Genomic DNA, 18,886 nt, shown 5'->3' on the forward strand with positions numbered 1-18,886 from the left:
CCATTCCTCAACAAGGCTTTGGCATGAGATGGCGCCTAGGATTCTGACCGAGAATGACGCGCCACATGACCGATGACGAATGCATAAAAAAGCTGCTCGCCGCCCAGATAGCATGCCTGTCGAAAATGAATCCGGACGACTGGCACTTCATCGCCGAGGTCCACAACTGGGACGATGAACTTGACGTCCTGTACTGGATCGTCAGTCAGCCCGAATGCGACAAGGCGACCGCGCGATCGGTGTTCTGGAAAGGCGAGCCGACCGGTTATGACTTCGAGGAAAGCGAAGAAGTCATGGGTGAAAGCTCCTACAGTGTCGAACCCATGCTGAAATTCATCGCTGATCGCTTTCGCAATCAGGGTTATCGGCGGGAAGAGATCAAATTCGACATTCACGAAGCGATTACCGGCGACCGTTGTTACGTCATTCGTGATGACCGGTCCGACATCGATTATGGGATGGATAGAGAGTTCGAAGAACTGCGAAATGGCGCCAAAAAGGCAGGCGCGCCGTCATTCCCCAACGAGCTCATGGTCACGCATACGCCCGGAAGGCGCATCAACCAGTTTGCCTACGAATTTCAAAGTTCAGAGCCCTACCCCTGGACGATCGACCTGGAAACAGGTGAGCTCATTTACGAAATCTGAGCTCCTCGACGTCCTTGGACGCTTCTAACCCCGCAAGCCAAGACAGCGGCTCGCCTCACCGGCTCATATCATGGCTCTCGGCCGGAATGCTCACGGTCAATCCGTCCAGTTCCTCGCCGAGCACGATCTGGCAGGAAAGCCGGCTCGTGCGCCTCACCCCGGCGGCGAGGTCGAGCATGTCCTCCTCTTCCTCGCTCGCTTCGGGGAGGCGGTCAAACCAGTCCTTGTCGACCACCACGTGGCAGGTGGAGCAGGCCATCTGCCCCTCGCAAGCGCCTTCCAGCGGCATTCCGGCCGCCTGGGCCGCGCGGAGCAGTGTGTCACCAGCTTCGCCCGATGCATCGACGCGGTCGCCTTCGGAGGTGATGAACGTGATCTTCATAGGGCCCCTTGCGCCTTTGCCGCCTCGTTGATCGTCCGGCCCGCTTCCTCGATCTCCTCGAGCGTGGTGTAGCGCCCGAAGCCGAGGCGGATCGATGCCTTGGCTAGCTTCTTGGGCAGGCCGATCGCCTCGAGCACGTGGCTGGTTCGGCCCGATCCGCTGGCGCAGGCGGACCCTGCAGAGAACATCACATTGCGGCAATCGCTCATGAGCCGGCCGACATCCAGCCCGCCGCCATTGGGGCCGCGCGGGCGGATGTTGAGGTTGCCGTGATATCGCGCCTCGGCACTGCCGTTGAGTTCCCAGTTCTCGAAGATCTGGCAAGCGCGCTTCCAGAGCTTCTGGACGTGCTCCGCGTCCTGCTCCATCCGGTCCTTCGCCTCGGCTGCTGCCGCTCCCATGCCTGCAATAAGCGCCGGCGAGAGGGTGCCCGAACGCAGGCCGAATTCCTGCCCGCCGCCGGTCTGGACCTCGTGCAGATCGACCCCGTCGCGCACCCAGAGAGCGCCCACGCCCTTGGGGCCGTGGAACTTGTGCGCGCTGATGGCGATCATGTCCGCGCCGGTGACCTCGATCTTGCCATAGGCCTGCACCGCATCGCACAGGTAGAGCGCGTTGTTCTCTTTTGCCTTGCGATGCCATTCGACCGTCGGCTGGATCACACCGATCTCGTTATTGACCTGCATCAGGCAGACCAGCCGCGTGTCCTGCGGCAGGTCCTGCTTGGTGTTGCACTGCCCGTCCTTGGCGACGTTCAGCACGTGGCACTTGCCCGCGTCCTTGGCCGTGTCGAGCACGGCGGAATGTTCGATGGCCGAAACCGAGACCGTGCCATCCTTGCCGCTTCCACGAATGGCGAGATTGAGCGCTTCGGTCGCACCGGAGGTGAAAATCACCTTGCCGCCCGCCGGAAACAGCGCGGCGACCTGTTCGCGCGCAAACTCGATCGCGGCCTTGGCCTCGCGGCCCATCTTGTGCGGGGAATGCGGATTGCCGAAGCCGGTGCCGCCCGGGCCGTCGAGCCAGCGCATCATGGCATCGCGCGCTTCGGGGGCAAGCGGGGTGGTGGCTTGGTAGTCGAGGTAGATCATCTGGTCTCTATCATCGGCTCATTGCAATTCGGGCATTGCCGCAAAGTCTTCGAGCCTCGAAATTTGTTAGCGTACTGGAAGTCGTTCAATTTCGTGCCGCAATTCTGGCAGCGAAGTTTGCTCGCCGCGAGAAAGATCAGAGGTATAGCTACCCAGACGGTCCAGGCCGATCCAAACATCAATAACTCAAATACGGCCGCCACGATGCCAAATTCGGCGCCTCGAAGAATGCTCGCCCAAGATTTCTGGCTCATACCTTTGCCAACTCAAGCCATACCTCGGCGAAGCGTTCCACTTCTTCGCGCGTGGTGTTCCAGCCGAAGCTTGCGCGGATGGTGCGGTCGGCAACTTCGGGTTCTACCTGCATCGCCTGCATGACGTGGCTGGTCTTCATCGTGCCTGACGAGCAGGCCGACCCTTGCGAGACAGAAATACCTGCCATGTCGAAGCGCATCACCTGCGCGCTGCCGCTCATCTTGGGCATGGCGATGGCGCGGACGTAGGGCGTGGGGTCCGAAAGTCGGTCGGATATCCATGTTCCACCGCTCTCGCGGCAGTGCTCGACGATCGCGTCCATCGGTTCGAGCACGAAGGGGTCGATATAGGGTGAGGATGCCGCCTCCAGCGCCGCAGCCATACCCATCGCGGCGGGAAGGTTTTCCGTTCCGCGCCGATAGCCGCGCTCCTGTCCGCCAGCCGGATCGAGCATGGCGAAATCTTTCACCAGCAGCGCGCCTATGCCGATCGGCCCGCCGAACTTGTGCGCCGACACGATTGCCATGTCGCAGGGCGGAATCGCGAATTTGCCCGCGCTCTGCGCACAATCGGTCAGCAGGAGGCCGCCTGCCTGATGCACCTGCCCGGCAATGGCGGCGATGTCCTGCCGGTTGCCGGTTTCCGAATTGATGTGCTGGACCGCGACGAGCGGGCGCTCGCGCTGGACGGCTTCGGCGAACACTTCGAGGTCGAGTGCGCCATCGGCTTTCACCGGCAGGCGCTCTGCATCGGGAGCCGCCTTGAGGATCGCATCGTGCTCGACCGCGGAAACCAGCCGGGCGCCCGCCTTCGCATGGGCCAGAGCGAGGGCCGCAGCCTCGCTCGCGCCGGAAGTAAAGATGACCTCGCCTTCCCAGCCGAGCGCGCGTTTCATCCGCTCGCGCGCGTCCTCCAGCATCGCGCGGGCCTTGCGGCCTTCGGCGTGCGGGCTGCTGGGATTGGCCCAGCGATCGAAGCCCTCTTCCATCGCCGCACGCGCTTCGGGGCGCAGCGGGGTGGTGGCAGCATGATCGAGATAGATGCGTGTCGAGACGGGACGAGGCCTTAAATTATTGCGATTTGGCGGTGAAACCCTATATAGCCCGCGACCTCGCGCAAGCCCTCAAAGGGCCAGCGCGCCCGAAATTTTCTGTCAGGGTATATCTCCCATGCCGACCGTGATCTTTCCCGGCCCCGAAGGCCGCCTCGAAGGCCGTTTCTCTCCCGGCCCGCGTCCGCGCGCACCTGTTGCGATGATCCTCCACCCGCACCCGCAGGGCGGCGGCACGATGAACGAACAGATCACGCAGCGTCTCTACAAGACCTTCGTGAACCGCGGCTTTGCCACCTTGCGCTTCAATTTCCGCGGCGTCGGCCGCAGCCAGGGCAGCTTCGACAACGGTATCGGCGAACTGTCCGACGCCGCTGCCGCGCTCGACTGGGTCCAGCAAGTTCATCCCGAAGCGCAGGTGACTTGGGTTGCCGGCGTCAGCTTCGGCTCGCTCATCGGTATGCAGCTGCTCATGCGCCGCCCGGAAATCCGCGGCTGGATCAGCATCGGTGCGCCTGCGAGCATGTACGACTTCTCGTTCCTCGCGCCTTGCCCCGCCAGCGGCATCTTCATCCACGGCGCGCAGGACACCGTCGTCCAACCAAACGCCGTGACCAAGCTCGTCGAGAAGCTGCGCACGCAGAAGCACATCACCGTGCATCACGAAGAAATTCCGCGCGCGAACCACTTCTTCGAAAACGAGCAGGAAGATCTGATGAAGTCGGTCGACAACTACCTCGACTTCCGTCTCGACCCGGCCTGCCCGATCACCTGATCGCTGTCAGGCAATCGATGCGAATACGATCAAGGGTCCGATTTTCGGGCCCTTTTTCGTAAGCGGACCTGCCTACCGCCACCCTCCAAACGGCCGGACTTGCATTTGATTTGATATGTTGTAACATCCAATCAACTGGAGTCGCAAAGGAGAGGACCCATGTCATATGTCGACCAGAAGAGCGGCCCCTCGCCAACGGGTTTGGCGAGCGCCGTTATAGTGCAAGCGGCCATCGGTGCGCTGATCGTCACCGGCCTTACCGTCTCTCAGGCAATCATCGCCGATCCACCCAGAGTGGACACTTTCGATGTAAAAAAGGACCCGCCGCCCCCAGCCCCGCCTCCGCCTGAACAGGCAGAGAATGTCCCCGACACTCCGACAACCCCGCCGGTCAACGTGCCCACCCCGAAGTTCGAGCTCGATAAGTCCGAGCCGACGATCGCGACGACGACCGTTCCCCTGCCCCCGATGCCGCCGATCCCAAAGCCGAGCGGTCCGGTCGTGGAGATTCCGAGCCCGGCAGCCACCTTCGCTCCCGTCGGAGCCAAGCCGCGCAATGATCCGGGTGCATGGCTTTCGGACCGTGACTACCGCTCAAGCTGGGCGCGGCGTGAGCTGACCGGCGTGGCCAGCTTCCGCCTCGATATCGCTGCCAGCGGCAAGGTCACGGGTTGCCGGATCACCGGCAGCACGGGCCACAGTCAGCTCGACGAAGCGACCTGCCGCCTGGTGCAGCAGCGTGCGAAATTCGAACCGGCCCGCGGGTCGAATGGCGAACCGGTGTCGGGTCATTATACCGGTTCGGTCCTCTGGCAGCTGCCCGAATAGCCTCCCGGGCAATAGCTGCTAACGCGAGCCCCGTTCGACCTTGTCGAGCGGGGCTTCGCCGTCTGCGTCGGGGATCGTCCAGATGGCGACGTTGCCCAACGCGATCAGGCCCAGCAGGACCATGAGCAGCGCGTTCTTGGCATTGCCGGTCCGCTTCCACAGCAGGAATGCGCCGACAAAAAGCGCAACGGCGGCAAGTACGACGATAGAAAGGACGGTATCGAGCATGCCCGCTCCCTAGCCCGGGTCGCGCGATCGGGAAAGCACCGGAACGCACTGCATCCCATCCCGTTGATTGCAAAAGCGAAGCGGCGATAGGCCGCACAAACGGCGAAAGGACGAGAGCGATGGGTATTTTCAGCAGCATCAAGGAAGCAATCTTCGGCAAGGAAGCCAAGGCGCAGGAAGCACCGGCCCAACCGAACACCGGGAATGCATGGGCAGATGCCCCCAAGACGGGAGCCGTCGCCAAGCCGGTCATCGATGTCGAGAACAGCCTCGATTCCATGCCGGGTGCCGACCGGCTCAACTGGCGCACCTCGATCGTCGACCTGATGAAACTGATCGGGGTCGATTCCAGTTACGAGAGCCGCAAGGCGCTCGCAACGGAGCTTGGCCGCGAGGATTATTCCGGCACCGCCGAGGACAATATCTGGCTGCACAAGCGCACCATGCGCGAATTGTCGGCAAACGGCGGCAAGGTCCCGGCCGAATTCCTCGATTGATTTGACACTCTTGCGCGCCGGATACACACCGGCGCGCATGACCCAACACACTTTCGAAGCAACCCGTCGTCAGGTCCTCGCAGGGCTTGGCGCAACCACCGCCCTCACGCTCGGCGGATGCGTCCCGACACCGCGGCCCGAAGGCATTGCCGCAGCACAGAGGATCGGTGCGGAGCGGTTGCTCGAAACCGTCGCCTACAATTTGCTCGAGCATGAACCCGAACGCGCCACCAGCCTTGGCGTGGATACGGGCCGCTATGCCTATCTGCGCGGCAAGATCGAAGACCAGTCGCCTGCCGGGCAGGATGCCTATGCCGCCACGCTGCGGCAGGACCTTGAACGCGTTGCCGCCTATTCGCGCGAAGGGCTCGACAGCGAAACCGTGACCAACCTCGACGTGGTGCAGAGCGCCTATGAACTTGCGCTCGACGGCTTCGCCCTCCCCTATGGCGATACGCCGGTCGGCAACTGGCGTACCGCACCCTACGTCGTCATCCAGAACGTGGGCGAATATCTCGCCATGCCGCGCTTTATGCAATCGACGCAGAAGGTCGAGAATGGCGACGATGCGGACGCATATATCGAACGTCTCGAAGCCTTTCCCGCCTCGCTCGACGGCGAACTGGCGCGTATCCGCGAAGCGCGCGGAATGGGCGTGGTCCCGCCGTCCTTCCTGCTCGACAAGGCTATCGTGCAGATGGAACAGACCATCGCCAGCGCCGGCAAGGGCGAGCTGTTCGCAGACGATTTGCGCGCCAAGCTCAACGCTGCGGGCATGCCCGAAAGCCATGCCAATCGCGCGAAGATCCTCGAAAGCGGGGTGATCGCCGAGGCGCTCGAACGCCAGCTCACCGAACTGCGCGCGGAACGCGAAGTCGCGACCGACGATCCGGGCATGTCGGCCCGCCCCTATGGCGAGGAATTCTACAACTGGGCGCTGCGCTCCAGCACGACCACCCGCCTCACGCCGGACGAGGTGCACAAGCAGGGTCTCGAGGAACTGGAAGCGCTGCACGCGCGCATGGACCCGATCCTGCGCAAGATCGGCTATACCGAAGGCAGCGTCGGCGCGCGCATGACCGCGCTGTCGCAGGACCCGCGCTACAAGTTCGCCGAGGGCGATGCAGGCCGCGCCGAAATCATGGATTTCATCGCCGAGCGGATCGACTGGATCAAGGCGCAGATGCCGCGCGCCTTCAATACGTTGGTAGACCCCAATCTCGAGGTCGTCCGCATTCCGGTCGCCGAAGAAGCCGGCGCACCGGGCGCCTATGGCGGGGCGGGCAGCAAGGACGGCACGATCCCGGGACGCTTCTGGATCAACCTGCGCACTACCGAACTGCACCGCAAATACGATCTTGCCGATCTTACCTATCACGAGACCATTCCCGGCCACGTGTGGGAAGGCGAATATTCGAACCGCCTGCCGCTGATCCGCTCGATCCTCGCCTTCAATCCCTTCTCCGAAGGCTGGGCGCTGTACGGCGAACAGCTGGCCGACGAACTGGGCGCCTATGACGGCTTCGAAGTGGGGCAGCTGGGCTATCTCCAGAGCCTCGCCTTTCGTGCCTGCCGCATGGTCGTCGACACCGGCCTGCACGCCAAGGGCTGGAGCCGCGAACAGGGCCGCCAGTTCTTCATCCAGCGCAATGGATCGAAGCCGGAAGAAGTGCAGAGCGAGGTCGATCGCTATTGCAGCTGGCCCGGACAGGCGACCGGTTACAAGCTCGGCCACAGCCGTATCGTCGACCAGCGCCAGCGCGCGCAGGCAGTGCTAGGCGATGCTTACGACCTCAAGGCGTTCAACGACGCGGTTATCCTCGGCGGGAATGTGCCGATGGATGTGCTGGAGAAGAACGTGTCGCGCTACATCGCGGGGGCGAGCGCCTAGGGCAGGCCGCGCCTCGCCTCATTCCCAGACGCGGACCCAGTCGACTTCCATCTGGATCTCGCCGGCCTTGATCCGGTCGACCGTCGCTTGCGGAAGGCCGGGATAGGGTGAGGTCACCCCGTTCACGCCCTGCGGATAGGTCCCGCCGAGCGCGAAATTCAGGATGATGTACTGTGCCCGGTCGAAGCGCCACGGGCCGTACTGTTCGACGTCGGCCTTGGTGACGCGGTAAAACTCGCGGTCGTCGACGAAGAAGCGCAGGTCCTGGTCGCGCTTTTCTACCGAGTAGACGTGCCAGCCGGTCACGTCCTCTCCCGCAGGGAAGGTCTGGCGTTCGGCCATGGGCGTATCGCCGGAATAGCCGGGCCCGTGGAGCGCAGAGCTCGTCCAGTCCTTTTCGCCGACATATTCCATGATGTCGGTTTCCCCTGCATCCGGCCACGCGCCGTAACCGAGCATCCAGAATGCTGGCCAGGCGCCGCGCGCATCGGGCATGCGGATGCGGGCCGAGACCTTCGCATAGGTCACATCATATTTGTCGGCGGAGTTTATGCGGCCGGAGACGAAATCGGTTGTCCGGCCGGTCGGGGTTGCGAAACCTTCACGCCATTGTGGCCTAAGGATCAGCGCCTGACCGTCCTCGGCACCCGCGACAGGGCCGAAGAGAATCGTTTCGTTGGAATCTATATAGGCCTGCTGCTCGTTATTGACCCAGAACGCCGGCCCCTCGACATTCCAGACCGAACGATCGAGCGAGCCGCTGTCGAACTGCTCTTCGAACACCAGCGTGTCGAATGTCGCTGGTGACGGCGTTGGTGTTGGCGTCGGAGTGGGCGTCGAGGTTCCGCCCGTTGCTGGAGGCGCGCTGCCACTGCCACCTCCACATGCGGAGAGCGCCAATGCCCCCGCCGCAAGTGCCCAATATGCGCGCGCCTTCATACAGTTACTCCATCGTCCCTCACGGAGGGCTATCAGCCGCCCGGCGACCTCGCAATCTACCGACCGCGCGCATTCGTACGCATGGCGGGCAGGTGTCTCACGCACGAAAAACCCCCGGCCGCGCTCTCTCCTTCGCGACCGGGGGCCTCCTCTCCAACTCTCTGCCTGCGCTGCGCAGGCTATAGGGTCAGGCGGCTGCGGGAGCCGCGTCGCGCACGCCCTGGTCGACATGCGCTGCAAAGGGTTCGAAATTGTCGACGAAGAGCTGCACCAGCTTGTGTGCGGTGCGGTCGTATTCGTCCTTGTCGGTCCAGGTTGCCCGCGGGTCGAGGATCGTGCTGTCGACACCCGGCACGCTGACAGGAACTTCGAAGCCGAAGTTCGGGTCCTTGCGGAATTCCGCGTCATTGAGACTGCCGTCGAGCGCCGCGTTAAGCAGCGCGCGGGTGGCCTTGATCGGCATGCGGTTGCCGGTGCCGTATTTGCCGCCGGTCCAGCCGGTGTTGACCAGCCAGCACTGCGCGCCGCCTTCGGCGATGCGCTTCTTCAGGAGGTTGCCGTAAACACTCGGGTGGCGCGGCATGAAGGGTGCGCCGAAGCAGGTCGAGAACGTCGCGGTCGGCTCGGTCACGCCGATTTCGGTACCGGCAACCTTGGCGGTGTAGCCCGAAAGGAAGTGGTACATTGCCTGCTCGGGCGTGAGGCGCGCGATCGGAGGCAGGACGCCGAATGCATCGGCGGTCAGCATGATCACGTTCGACGGCGGCGGGCCGAGATTGTCGGAGCTGGTGTTCGGGATCGAGGACAGCGGATAAGCGCCGCGGGTATTCTCCGCGAGCGTGTTGTCGTCGAGGTCGATCTCGCCATTGTCGTCCATCACCACGTTTTCGAGGACCGTGCCCTCCATCTTGGTGGTGGCGTAGATTTCCGGCTCGCTCTCGGGATCGAGGCGGATCATCTTGGCGTAGCAGCCGCCTTCGAAGTTGAAGACCGCCGTATCCGACCAGCCATGCTCGTCATCACCGATCAGCGTGCGGCTGGCGTCGGCCGACAGCGTGGTCTTGCCGGTGCCCGAAAGGCCGAAGAAGACCGCGCTCTTGCCGTTGGGGCCGATATTGGCCGAACAGTGCATCGGCATCACGCCCTTGGGCGGAAGCAGGTAGTTGAGCACGCCGAAAACGCTCTTCTTCATTTCGCCGGCATATTTCGTGCCGCCGATGAGGATCAGCTTTTCTTCGAGGTTGACCGCAATCACGGTCTCGCTGCGGGTGCCGTGACGTTCAGGATCCGCCTTGAAGGTCGGCAGGTCGATGATCGTGTATTCCGGCTCGAACCCGTCGAGCTCTTCCGCGGTCGGGCGGACCAGCATCGTGCGGATGAACTGGTTGTGCCAGGCGAGCTCGTTGATGACGCGCACGTTCACGCGGTATTCCGGCTGCGAGCCGCCGAACAGGTCGGCCACGAAGAGCTCGTCCTTGTCCTTTACCGCAGCCATGAAGTCAGCCTTGAGCGCGGCGAAGTGTTCGGGCGTCATCGAGGCGTTGTTGTCCCACCACACCGTGTCTTCGGTCTCGGCATTGCGGACGATGAACTTGTCCTTCGCGCTGCGGCCGGTGTGCTTGCCGGTTTCGACGACCAGCGGGCCGTGCTTGGCGCGGCGGCCTTCGCCACGTTCCAGTGCGGCAGCGGTCAGTTCGTCCGAAGTCAGGTTGGGGTGGATGGTTGCGGAAGTCTCGATGCCCTGCGCGGCAAGCGAGTGGGAAAGAGCGGTAGTCACTGAAATCTCCAGCGCGAAAGAGGCGGTGTCACTCGGGGAATCGCTGGCGCATACGAATGCGCTGCGCTTCGTTAGAGCCTTTAGAAGCCGAGCGACGCAACGTCAAACGCGCTTCGGGATAATTCCCCTCACCCCTTTGGCTTGCCGCGTTGTCATGCTGAGAAACTTGCGTTAATCGCCGTAATCGATGGAAAACACCGCCGGAGATGCCCTGCCGCCCGCCGACGATCGCACCGTAATTGCGCTTGTCGACGATGACCGGAATATCCTGACCACGGTCTCGATCGCGCTCCAGGCAGAAGGCTTTGCCACGCGCGTCTATTCCGATGGCGAAGCGGCGCTCAACGCCCTGCTCGACAATCCACCTGATCTCGCCATCTTCGACATCAAGATGCCCAAGATGGACGGCATGGAACTGCTGCGCCGCCTGCGCGAACATTCGCCGCTTCCTGTCATCTTCCTCACCAGCAAGGACGACGAACAGGACGAGGAGGCCGGCTTCCTCATGGGTGCCGACGACTACATCGCCAAGCCGTTCAGCTTGCGCCTGCTGCTGGCTCGCATCCGGGCGATCCTGCGCCGCAGCGATGCGCGCCGCCCGATCCCGATCGAACCGGGCGAGAAACCCGCCGAAGTGATCGAGCGAGGCCGCCTGCGCATGGACCCTGCGCGCCACCATGTGACATGGGAGGACAAGCCCGTCTCGCTCACGGTCACCGAATTCCTGTTGCTGGAAGCGCTGGCGCTGCACCCGGGCGTCATCAAGAGCCGTAACCAGCTGATGGATGCCGCCTATCCAGACGATGTCTTCGTCGACGACCGCACGGTCGACAGCCACATCAAGCGCATGCGCCGCAAGTTCCGTAAGGTCGATGGCGAATTCTCTGCGATCGAGACGCTTTACGGCGCGGGTTACAGTTTCAGCGATGGCTGACACCGGCAGCGTGCTCAGGGGCGACCCGAGCCTGGACAAATTGCGTTGGTCGCGCCGCCTGACGCTCACCAGCCGTATCCTCTTCGTGAACATCCTGCCGCTGGTCCTGCTGGGCGGCGGCGTCCTCTATCTCGACAGCTATCGCAAGCAGCTGCTCGACGAACGCTTCAAGCTCGCGCTCGTCGAGGCGCAGATCACCGCCGAAGCGCTCGCCGGTGCAACGCCGCAGCGGCAAGAAGCGCTGCTGATCCAGATCGGCAAGGAACAGCGGCTGCGCATCCGGGTCTACGGCCCCGACGGCAAGCTGGAATCGGACAGCTTTGCGCTTGCCCCGCCCAGCTTCACGCTCCCCGATGCAAGCGATGTCGACCAGGGCAACTTTGCCCTGCGCATGGACCGCTGGTTCGACCGGGTCGTCGACGCGCCCGCCCTGCCCGACTATGTCGACCCCGAGGCAGACGATGCCAGTGCATGGCCCGAGCTGGTGCGCGCCCGCGAGGAAAGCCTGACCCAGATCGTCCTGCGCGATGCGCCCGACGGCACGCATGTGATCAACGCGGCCGCGCCGGTCGGCCTCGACGGCGATACGCTGTTGCTGACGCGCAACCCGGTCGACATCACCGAGAGCGTGCGCAAGGCGCGGACCAACGTGCTGCTGATCGTTCTGCTGTTCCTGCTCGTTTCGACGCTGCTCAGCTGGTTCCTTGCGCAGACCATCGTGCGCCCCTTGCGCGAACTGGTGCAGGCCGCCGTCCGTGTGCGGCAGGGCCGTGACCGCCAGGTCGAGGTCCCACGTCTTCCCGACCGGCGCGACGAGATCGGCATGCTAGCCCGCGCAGTATCCGACATGACCGGCGCACTGCGCCAGCGGATCGACGCGGTCGAGAGCTTCGCCGCCGACGTGGCGCACGAGATCAAGAACCCGCTCGCCAGCTTGCGCAGCGCGACGGAATCGCTCGGCAAGGTCGAGGATCCCGAACTGCGCGCGCAGTTGCTCGATATCGCGACGCATGACGTGCGCCGGATCGACCGGCTCGTCACTGAGATCAGCGATGCCAGCAGGATCGATGCAGAAATGTCGCGCGCGGAATTCGAACGCGTCGACCTCGCCGTACTCGTCCGCAATGTCGTCGCCAGCCGCGAGGAGCGCGGCGAGAACGGTGGCTGCATGGTCGAGGTGGAAACCATCGGCGAAGACCTCGTCGTGGCCGGCGTACCCGTGCGGCTCGAACGCGTGATCGAGAACCTGCTCGACAATGCCGTGTCATTCTCGCCCGAGGGCAGCACGATCGAGGTCATCATGCGCTGCCGCGATGGCCGCATCATCATGACCGTGTGCGACGAAGGCCCCGGCATCCCGGCCGAAAAGCGCGAGAAGGTCTTCCACCGTTTCCACTCCGATCGCCCCGAAGAGGAAGATTTCGGTAATCACTCCGGTCTCGGGCTTGCCATCGGACGTACCATCGCCGAAGCGCATGACGGCACGCTCCACGCAGACGAGCGCGCAGACGGAAAGAAAGGGGCCTGTCTCGTGCTAGACCTGCCGGCAGCGAAATGAAGATCGTCATTCCCAATGTGACCGCCGTGGCCATTGATGGCCGCGCCCTGCTGATCGCCGGCGAACCGGGTCTCGGCAAATCGAGCCTCGCCCTCATGCTGATCGATCGCGGCGCGACGCTGATCGGTGACGACGGCATCCGCATCGTCGAGGAAGACGGCCATCCCGTCGCGCATCCTCCGATGACGACCGAGGGCCTGATCGAGGTGCGCAATGTCGGCCTCGTCAAGCTGCCGACCACCAGCGCGCCTGTATCGCTCGCCCTGCAGCTGACCGAGAAGAAAGCGCCGCGCTATCCGACCGAAATCCCCACCACCGACATTCGCGGGACCTCCATTCCCGTCCTGATGTTCCGTGCCGGCGACATGACGCAGGCGCTGCGGGCCGAATATGCGCTTCAAAAGCACGGGCTGACCTTCGACAAATGACGGACGCGCCCGGCCATCAGCGCATCCTGCTCGTCACCGGCCTGTCGGGCGCCGGTAAGTCGACAGCACTGCAGGTCTTGGAAGACCTCGGCTGGGAAACGATCGATAATTTCCCGGTGCGCCTGCTCGGCTCGCTGCTGGGCGGCGAAAGCGACCACCCTGCCCCGCTCGCCATCGGCTTCGATTCGCGCACGCGCGGCTTCGTGCCTGCCGAGACGATCGAGCTCTGCGAACAGCTCGCCACGCGCAAGGATATCGAGCTCACCACGCTTTTCATCGACTGTTCGGCGGCCGAGCTGGAACGCCGCTACAACGAGACCCGCCGCCCGCACCCCATGGCGCGCGAGCGCCCGGTGGCAGGCGGCATCAAAGCCGAACGCGAATTGCTCGCCACCTTGCGTAGCTGGGCGGACATCGTGCTCGACACCAGCGATTATACCTCCGGAGACCTGCAGCAGGTCGTGCGCGAACGCTTCGGAAAGAGCGGCGGCCGCGAGATGACCGTGACGATCTCCAGCTTCGGCTTTGCGCGCGGGATGCCGCCGCTCGCCGACCTGTTGTTCGACATGCGGTTCCTCGACAATCCACACTGGGTACCTGAACTGCGCGAACAGACCGGGCTCGACGAACCGGTGGCCGCGCATATCCAGGCCGACCCCGCCTTCGGGCCCGCTTTTGCCCGGATTTCAGAGACCTTGACCGAGCTCCTGCCGCGTTATGCCGCACAGGATCGCAGCTACCTCAACATCGCTTTCGGCTGTACCGGCGGGAGACACCGTTCGGTATTCAGTGCGGAACGCGCCGCCGAGGTCTTGCGCGAGGCCGGATTTTCGCCCACGGTCATTCACCGCAATCTGGGAAGCCGGCCCGCCGATCCGCTCGAGCGCAGCTGAATTCCCCACACGGCTTTATGACTAACAAGCACAGCCAAGACCCTTCGGGACCCGCAACGGACGCATTTCACGCATGATCGGCATGATTCTCGTCACCCACGGCAAGCTGGCCGAACACTTCATCGACGCGATGGAGCACGTGGTCGGCAAGCAGGAAGGCGTGGCCACCATCTGCATCGGCCCGAACGACGATATGGAGCAGCGGCGCAAGGATATCGCCGATGCCATCGCCAGCGTCGATACGGGCGACGGTGCCATCATCCTCACCGACCTGTTCGGCGGCACCCCGTCGAACCTGGCCATTTCGCTGCTCGACACCGGCCGCGTGGAAGTGATCGCTGGCATCAACCTGCCCATGCTGATCCGCCTCGCCGGTGCCCGCAAGAGCATGAATGTGGTCGATGCGGTCCACGCCGCGCAGACCGCCGGACGCAATTACATCACCGTGGCCAGCGAATTCCTCGGCCAGGACCTCGACAGTGCACGGAAGGCAAGTTGAGCGAGCTTCGTAGAGAACTGACCGTGGTGAACCAGCGTGGCTTGCACGCGCGGGCCAGTGCGAAGTTCGTCGGCGCCGTTGCGGAACTGCCCGAGACGACCAAGGTCCGCGTGGCCAAGGGCAGCAACGAAGCAGCTGGCGGCTCTATTCTCGGCCTGATGATGCTGGGTGCGGCCAAGGGCGACACGATCGAACTGATCGTTGCCGGCGACAATGCCGATGCCGTGATGGCCGACCTGTCTGCCATGATCGAGGACGGTTTCGGAGAACCTTGAGATGACCGGACACCGCCGCGTCATCACCGGCTTTTCCAATCCCACGGTCAAGGCCCTAAGGGCCCTGCGCGAGAAAAAGCACCGCAAGCGCGAGCAGAAGTTCCTCGCCGAAGGTCTGCGCCTGCTGACCGACGCGCGCGAATGCGGCCATGTGCCCGAAGTACTGGTGCTCGCCGACAAGCGCGACCCGCACCCGCTGCTGACCGCGCTTGAAGAGGCAGTTGAGCAGAGCGGCGGCGAGGTAATCGAGACCAGCCCCGACATCCTTTCCAAGATCACCGGCAAGGACAATCCGCAGGCGGTCGCGGGCGTATTCGCTGAATTCGACACTTCGCTTGCGTCGCTCGACAGGGCGAAAGCCGATATCTGGCTTGTCGCCCAGGCGCTGCGCGATCCGGGCAACCTCGGCACGATGCTCCGCACCGGGGATGCGATCGGCGCAGGCGGCCTGATCCTGATCGACGATTGCGCCGACCCCTTCAGCGTCGAGGCCGTGCGCGCCAGCATGGGTGCCGTGTTCACGCAGTCCATCGCACAGGCCGAATGGAGCGAATTCGAGACATGGCTGCGCGGCGGAGACGGCCAGCTGGTCGCCGCAAGCCTGCGCAAGGCCCAGCCCTATCGCTCCGCGCCCTATGCCGCGCCCTGCTTCGTCATGGTCGGCAACGAAAGCCGCGGCCTTCCCGAAGATTATGAAATGGCCTGCGACCTGCGCGTCACCATGCCGATGAAGGGACGGGCGGACAGTCTGAACGCCGCGGTTGCTGCGGCGGTGCTGGGGTACGAGGTCCTCGCCGCTCTCGAAGGCTAGACCGCCGCCGCGCTGGAGCACCGACAAGGGTGATTTGCGAAAATTTTGGGCCCGTCACGACGCGGCCTTGATATCGGCGAGAACCGTCAGTGCTTCGCCGCGTCGAAGCAGTCAGCCAATCTAGGTGAACATGAATGGCCCTCGCGTCCCGGCTAATGTCGGATGCGGGTCAGAGCATCCGCTTTCCAGGCCGGGTGGTGGCCTTCAACCCAAGCCATTCCACCGCCGCAGAGATTTCTGCAGATGACGACGCCGCCGCAGCATCCGAAACCATATCGGCGACGCTAACGGCCTTGAGGCAATCGCGCCAAGCAGCTTCGGCCTTGGCGAATGCAGCTGCAATACCGCAAGGCGCGCGGCAGTCGGCGGATCGTTTGCCGCAAGGGCCCTGTTGCCTGATTTCCGTGCAGCGGAATAGAGGTGCCGGGCCTTCGATCGCGCGCACGATGTCGTAGAGGCTGATCTCGCTGGCGGATCTTGCCAGGGTGTAACCACCGGTTGCACCTCGGGTTGTGGCGACCAGTCCAGCACGGCTGAGCAATTGCATCTGCTTGGCCATGTAGGTGGTCCCGATGCCATGAAAGTCCGCAAGTGCAGCCAGGCTCAGCACCTTTTCCGGCCCCAATGGCGCTAACACAGTGCAAGCATGGACCGCCCATTCGACGCCCTGCGACATACGCATGATTGTCTTCTCCAGATATTCGGATATTATTTATCCGAATTGATTCGGAAGGGCAATCTCTATGACGGTCAAGCTACACCGCTGGAACGCGGTCCTGCTCCTTTTCTTTCTCGTCCTTCATTTCGGAACGCATTTCGCCGGTCTGTTAGGACCGCAGGTGCATGGAGACGCGCTGGAAGCGGCGACGAAGCTTTATCGCATCGGCTTCGTGGAGCCGGTTCTTCTGGGCGCATTTGCGATGCAGGTCGTTCTGGGCATTGCGCTTGTGAGGAAGCGCAAAAAGGCAGGCATCGAAAAAGGGTGGGGGACGATACAAGTCGTTAGCGGCGCCTATCTGGCGATGTTCATTACCGTGCACGCCTTATCGGCATTGTTTGCCCGCTACGCGAACGGTCTCGACACGAACTTCTGGTGGCCCGCCTCCACCCTGGCGCATAGTGAGTTGTCCTATTTTTTCTATCCCTACTACACCCTGGCCGTCTGCGCCCTGTTCGCGCATCTGGCGGCCGCGCTGTATTATGGATCAGGGCAGGCTAAATCTGCTCGCGCATTGCTTGTGGCAGGCCCTGTTGTCGCCCTACTCATAATTGCGGGTTTTGGCGGATGGTTCAGGGATATATCCGTCCCCGCCGAATATATGGGTGCTTTTCAAAATTATATCCCAGGTGCCGCGCCTTCGTAGAAAAACCTCTTGAAAGGCGGGAGGGGAGTTGCCGTGGTCGTTAGCGAATAGTCCTCAATCTCTCACTCCGCCGCCTCGCGCCCGTCCTCGATCTGGGCGGCATCTTCCGCATTGTAGCGCGGGGTCCCCTCGACCATGGGCACTTCCTCGATTTCACGTTTGCCGATTTCGATGCCTTTTTCGTGCAGGCGGCGGCCTGCCGAAAGCACGTTGCGTTCAAAGCTGCCGACGAATTTGTTGTAGTTGTTGACTGCCGTTTCCAAGCCGCCGCCGACACGCTTCATATGCTCGGCAGCGACCGCGAGGCGGTCATATAGCTCCGCCCCTGCCTTGCCGATCTCCACCGCTTCGCGCGCAATCGTGTCCTGCCGCCAGACCTGCGCCACGGTGCGCGCAATCGCGACCAAGTTGGTGGGCGTGGCGAGCAGCACCTTGTTGTGGAATGCAAAATCCCACAGGTCCGGATCGGCTTCCAGCGCGGCGGCAACGAAATGCTCGCCGGGGACGAACATCACGACATAGTCGGGCGCTTCGTCGAACTGGCTCTGGTAGCTCTTGGTGCCGAGTGTCTGGACATGCCCGCGCATCGACTTTGCATGGAGCGCGAGCTGCTGGCGTTTCACTTCGTCGTCATCCGCCTCGAACGCCGCCTGATAGGCATTGAGCGAGACCTTGGCGTCGATCACCAGCTTCTTCTGGCCGGGCACATTGACGATCGCATCGGGGCGAAGCCTGCCCTCGTCCGTATCGAGCGACTGTTCAAGGATGAAGTCGGTGTGTTCGGCAAGCCCCGCCTGTTCGAGCACGTTCTGCAGCGCCCGCTCGCCCCAGCGCCCGCGCGCCTTGGGGGCATTGGTGAGGCTATTGCCCAACCGCTGCGCCTCGCGCCGGACCTCTTCCTGCCCGAGCCGCATCTGTTCGATCTGCGCGGCGAGCGAAGAGAAAGCATTGGTGCGCTTCTCTTCCAGCGCAGCCACCTGGTCTTCGTATTTCTTCAACCGGTCGCCGACCGGCTGGAGCAATTCCCTGATCTTCGCCTCGGACGTTTTTTCCGAATGACCGAACCGCTCGTTCGCGCGCTCGAGGAATTTCTCCTGCGCGGCACCTAGCACTTTCGCGCCGGTGTTCTCGAATTCCTTGAGCAGTTTCTCGCGGCTCTCCTCGAGCAAGCGCTTCTGCTCCTCGAAACCGGCGGCTTGCGCCTTTAGCGCGGTATTTTCTTCGCGCACGGCATCGAGCTTGGTCGCCAGATCATCGGCCCGAGCGGCACGGTCCGACATCGTCGCAAGTTCCGGCGCCATGCGCGACAGTTTTTCGGACAGATCCTTCGCCTCGGCATCACGCTCGGCAAATCTTACTTTCCATTCTGAAATTGGTCTCGAGCCGACGAACCAACCAGCGGCCACACCCATCAGCATGCAAATAATCAGAAGTGCATAAAGTGGCATTTCCATAAAATCTCACTCCGCTGCAAGTGGTGGTAGGTTGTGCGCCTACCACCCTGCAGCTGAATCTCTAGCTGGCATACCACCAGCGGAAATTTGCCTCTGCATCGGCTTCGGTCAGGAATCCGACCTGTGACTGGCACAAGCAGCGCTCTCCGTCCGAGGACAGGAGTACCCAATAGCAGAGTTCGTTGATCCAGCGCAGCACGTGGGGAGGACATGCCATGTCCATTCTCCATGTCTGCGATATTGGAAACGATCGATATGTGCAGGGAAGCTTTGATTCGAAGGTCTACGTTTTCAAACCCGCGTGGCCAC

The 18,886-nt window shown here is 62.9% G+C and carries 22 protein-coding genes; 13 read left to right on the forward strand and 9 right to left on the reverse strand.

Annotated elements, in window-relative coordinates; genetic code table 11:
* The first annotated feature begins 65 nt into the window (after window positions 1-65).
* Window positions 66-647, forward strand: coding sequence for a DUF4274 domain-containing protein (locus tag K3136_RS04630; RefSeq protein WP_221431724.1), 582 nt, complete (start codon window positions 66-68; stop codon window positions 645-647).
* Window positions 648-702: 55 nt separating this feature from the next.
* On the opposite strand, the gene K3136_RS04635 is transcribed toward K3136_RS04630, so the two are convergent.
* From K3136_RS04635 to K3136_RS04645, 3 genes are all read right to left on the reverse strand, one after another.
* Window positions 703-1,029, reverse strand: a complete 327-nt coding sequence (locus K3136_RS04635) for a 2Fe-2S iron-sulfur cluster-binding protein (RefSeq protein ID WP_221431725.1) — start codon at window positions 1,027-1,029, stop codon at window positions 703-705.
* Window positions 1,026-2,120: a cysteine desulfurase family protein gene (locus K3136_RS04640; RefSeq protein ID WP_221431726.1), complete on the reverse strand. Its 1,095-nt coding sequence runs from the start codon at window positions 2,118-2,120 to the stop codon at window positions 1,026-1,028. Before K3136_RS04640 ends, K3136_RS04635 begins: the two co-directional genes overlap by 4 nt.
* 250 nt (window positions 2,121-2,370) lie before the next feature.
* Window positions 2,371-3,417 carry a cysteine desulfurase family protein gene (locus K3136_RS04645; RefSeq protein WP_221432216.1) on the reverse strand — a complete coding sequence of 349 codons (1,047 nt, stop codon included), beginning with the start codon at window positions 3,415-3,417 and terminating at the stop codon, window positions 2,371-2,373.
* 127 nt (window positions 3,418-3,544) lie between these two features.
* On the opposite strand from K3136_RS04645, the gene K3136_RS04650 reads away from it, so the two are divergent.
* On the forward strand, window positions 3,545-4,201 hold the full coding sequence (locus tag K3136_RS04650; RefSeq protein WP_221431727.1) for an alpha/beta hydrolase: 657 nt from the start codon (window positions 3,545-3,547) through the stop codon (window positions 4,199-4,201).
* A gap of 159 nt (window positions 4,202-4,360) precedes the next feature.
* On the forward strand, window positions 4,361-5,029 hold the full coding sequence (locus tag K3136_RS04655) for an energy transducer TonB (RefSeq protein ID WP_221431728.1): 669 nt from the start codon (window positions 4,361-4,363) through the stop codon (window positions 5,027-5,029).
* An 18-nt stretch (window positions 5,030-5,047) separates the two neighbouring features.
* Here K3136_RS04655 and K3136_RS04660 read toward each other — a convergent pair whose 3' ends face one another.
* Window positions 5,048-5,257 (reverse strand): hypothetical protein, encoded by a 210-nt coding sequence (locus K3136_RS04660; RefSeq protein WP_221431729.1) that lies wholly within the window; start codon window positions 5,255-5,257, stop codon window positions 5,048-5,050.
* Window positions 5,258-5,376: 119 nt separating this feature from the next.
* Between K3136_RS04660 and K3136_RS04665 the strand changes: the two genes are divergently transcribed.
* Both K3136_RS04665 and K3136_RS04670 read left to right on the forward strand, forming a co-directional pair.
* On the forward strand, window positions 5,377-5,754 hold the full coding sequence (locus K3136_RS04665) for a DUF3597 domain-containing protein (RefSeq protein WP_221431730.1): 378 nt from the start codon (window positions 5,377-5,379) through the stop codon (window positions 5,752-5,754).
* Window positions 5,755-5,791: 37 nt separating this feature from the next.
* Window positions 5,792-7,645 carry a DUF885 domain-containing protein gene (locus tag K3136_RS04670; RefSeq protein ID WP_221431731.1) on the forward strand — a complete coding sequence of 618 codons (1,854 nt, stop codon included), beginning with the start codon at window positions 5,792-5,794 and terminating at the stop codon, window positions 7,643-7,645.
* Between the two features lie 18 nt (window positions 7,646-7,663).
* Here K3136_RS04670 and K3136_RS04675 read toward each other — a convergent pair whose 3' ends face one another.
* Both K3136_RS04675 and K3136_RS04680 read right to left on the reverse strand, forming a co-directional pair.
* Window positions 7,664-8,584 (reverse strand): glycoside hydrolase family 16 protein, encoded by a 921-nt coding sequence (locus K3136_RS04675; RefSeq protein ID WP_247711434.1) that lies wholly within the window; start codon window positions 8,582-8,584, stop codon window positions 7,664-7,666.
* A gap of 187 nt (window positions 8,585-8,771) precedes the next feature.
* Window positions 8,772-10,361: a phosphoenolpyruvate carboxykinase gene (locus K3136_RS04680; RefSeq protein ID WP_221431732.1), complete on the reverse strand. Its 1,590-nt coding sequence runs from the start codon at window positions 10,359-10,361 to the stop codon at window positions 8,772-8,774.
* Between the two features lie 187 nt (window positions 10,362-10,548).
* On the opposite strand from K3136_RS04680, the gene K3136_RS04685 reads away from it, so the two are divergent.
* From K3136_RS04685 to K3136_RS04715, 7 genes are all read left to right on the forward strand, one after another.
* The gene (locus K3136_RS04685; protein ID WP_221431733.1) at window positions 10,549-11,295 is read left to right on the forward strand and encodes a response regulator transcription factor; all 747 of its coding nucleotides are present in this window, start codon (window positions 10,549-10,551) and stop codon (window positions 11,293-11,295) included.
* Window positions 11,288-12,853 (forward strand): sensor histidine kinase, encoded by a 1,566-nt coding sequence (locus K3136_RS04690; RefSeq protein WP_221431734.1) that lies wholly within the window; start codon window positions 11,288-11,290, stop codon window positions 12,851-12,853. Before K3136_RS04685 ends, K3136_RS04690 begins: the two co-directional genes overlap by 8 nt.
* A complete protein-coding gene (locus tag K3136_RS04695; protein WP_221431735.1) occupies window positions 12,850-13,281 on the forward strand; it encodes an HPr kinase/phosphorylase in 432 nt (143 codons plus the stop codon). The genes K3136_RS04690 and K3136_RS04695 overlap by 4 nt, the downstream gene beginning before the upstream one ends.
* Entirely contained in the window at window positions 13,278-14,174 is an 897-nt protein-coding gene (rapZ, locus tag K3136_RS04700) for an RNase adapter RapZ (protein WP_221431736.1), read from the forward strand. Before K3136_RS04695 ends, rapZ begins: the two co-directional genes overlap by 4 nt.
* Window positions 14,175-14,247: 73 nt before the next feature.
* Window positions 14,248-14,673: a PTS sugar transporter subunit IIA gene (locus K3136_RS04705; protein ID WP_221431737.1), complete on the forward strand. Its 426-nt coding sequence runs from the start codon at window positions 14,248-14,250 to the stop codon at window positions 14,671-14,673.
* Complete coding sequence (locus tag K3136_RS04710; RefSeq protein WP_221431738.1) at window positions 14,670-14,948, forward strand: HPr family phosphocarrier protein; 279 nt, start codon at window positions 14,670-14,672, stop codon at window positions 14,946-14,948. Before K3136_RS04705 ends, K3136_RS04710 begins: the two co-directional genes overlap by 4 nt.
* A gap of 1 nt (window position 14,949) precedes the next feature.
* Window positions 14,950-15,759, forward strand: a complete 810-nt coding sequence (locus K3136_RS04715; RefSeq protein WP_221431739.1) for a TrmH family RNA methyltransferase — start codon at window positions 14,950-14,952, stop codon at window positions 15,757-15,759.
* Between the two features lie 169 nt (window positions 15,760-15,928).
* Here the strand turns inward: K3136_RS04715 and K3136_RS04720 are convergent, their stop codons facing one another.
* The gene (locus K3136_RS04720) at window positions 15,929-16,435 is read right to left on the reverse strand and encodes an RrF2 family transcriptional regulator (RefSeq protein ID WP_221431740.1); all 507 of its coding nucleotides are present in this window, start codon (window positions 16,433-16,435) and stop codon (window positions 15,929-15,931) included.
* A 67-nt stretch (window positions 16,436-16,502) separates the two neighbouring features.
* Here K3136_RS04720 and K3136_RS04725 point away from each other — a divergent pair, with 67 nt between their 5' ends.
* Window positions 16,503-17,123 (forward strand): hypothetical protein, encoded by a 621-nt coding sequence (locus K3136_RS04725; protein ID WP_221431741.1) that lies wholly within the window; start codon window positions 16,503-16,505, stop codon window positions 17,121-17,123.
* A 62-nt stretch (window positions 17,124-17,185) separates the two neighbouring features.
* Here K3136_RS04725 and rmuC read toward each other — a convergent pair whose 3' ends face one another.
* Both rmuC and K3136_RS04735 read right to left on the reverse strand, forming a co-directional pair.
* Window positions 17,186-18,577 carry a DNA recombination protein RmuC gene (gene rmuC / locus K3136_RS04730; RefSeq protein ID WP_221431742.1) on the reverse strand — a complete coding sequence of 464 codons (1,392 nt, stop codon included), beginning with the start codon at window positions 18,575-18,577 and terminating at the stop codon, window positions 17,186-17,188.
* 61 nt (window positions 18,578-18,638) lie between these two features.
* Window positions 18,639-18,794, reverse strand: coding sequence for a hypothetical protein (locus K3136_RS04735; RefSeq protein ID WP_221431743.1), 156 nt, complete (start codon window positions 18,792-18,794; stop codon window positions 18,639-18,641).
* Window positions 18,795-18,886 lie beyond the last annotated feature (92 nt).

Origin of the sequence: Qipengyuania gelatinilytica, from assembly GCF_019711315.1 — a bacterium.
GTDB classification, from domain to species: domain Bacteria; phylum Pseudomonadota; class Alphaproteobacteria; order Sphingomonadales; family Sphingomonadaceae; genus Qipengyuania; species Qipengyuania gelatinilytica.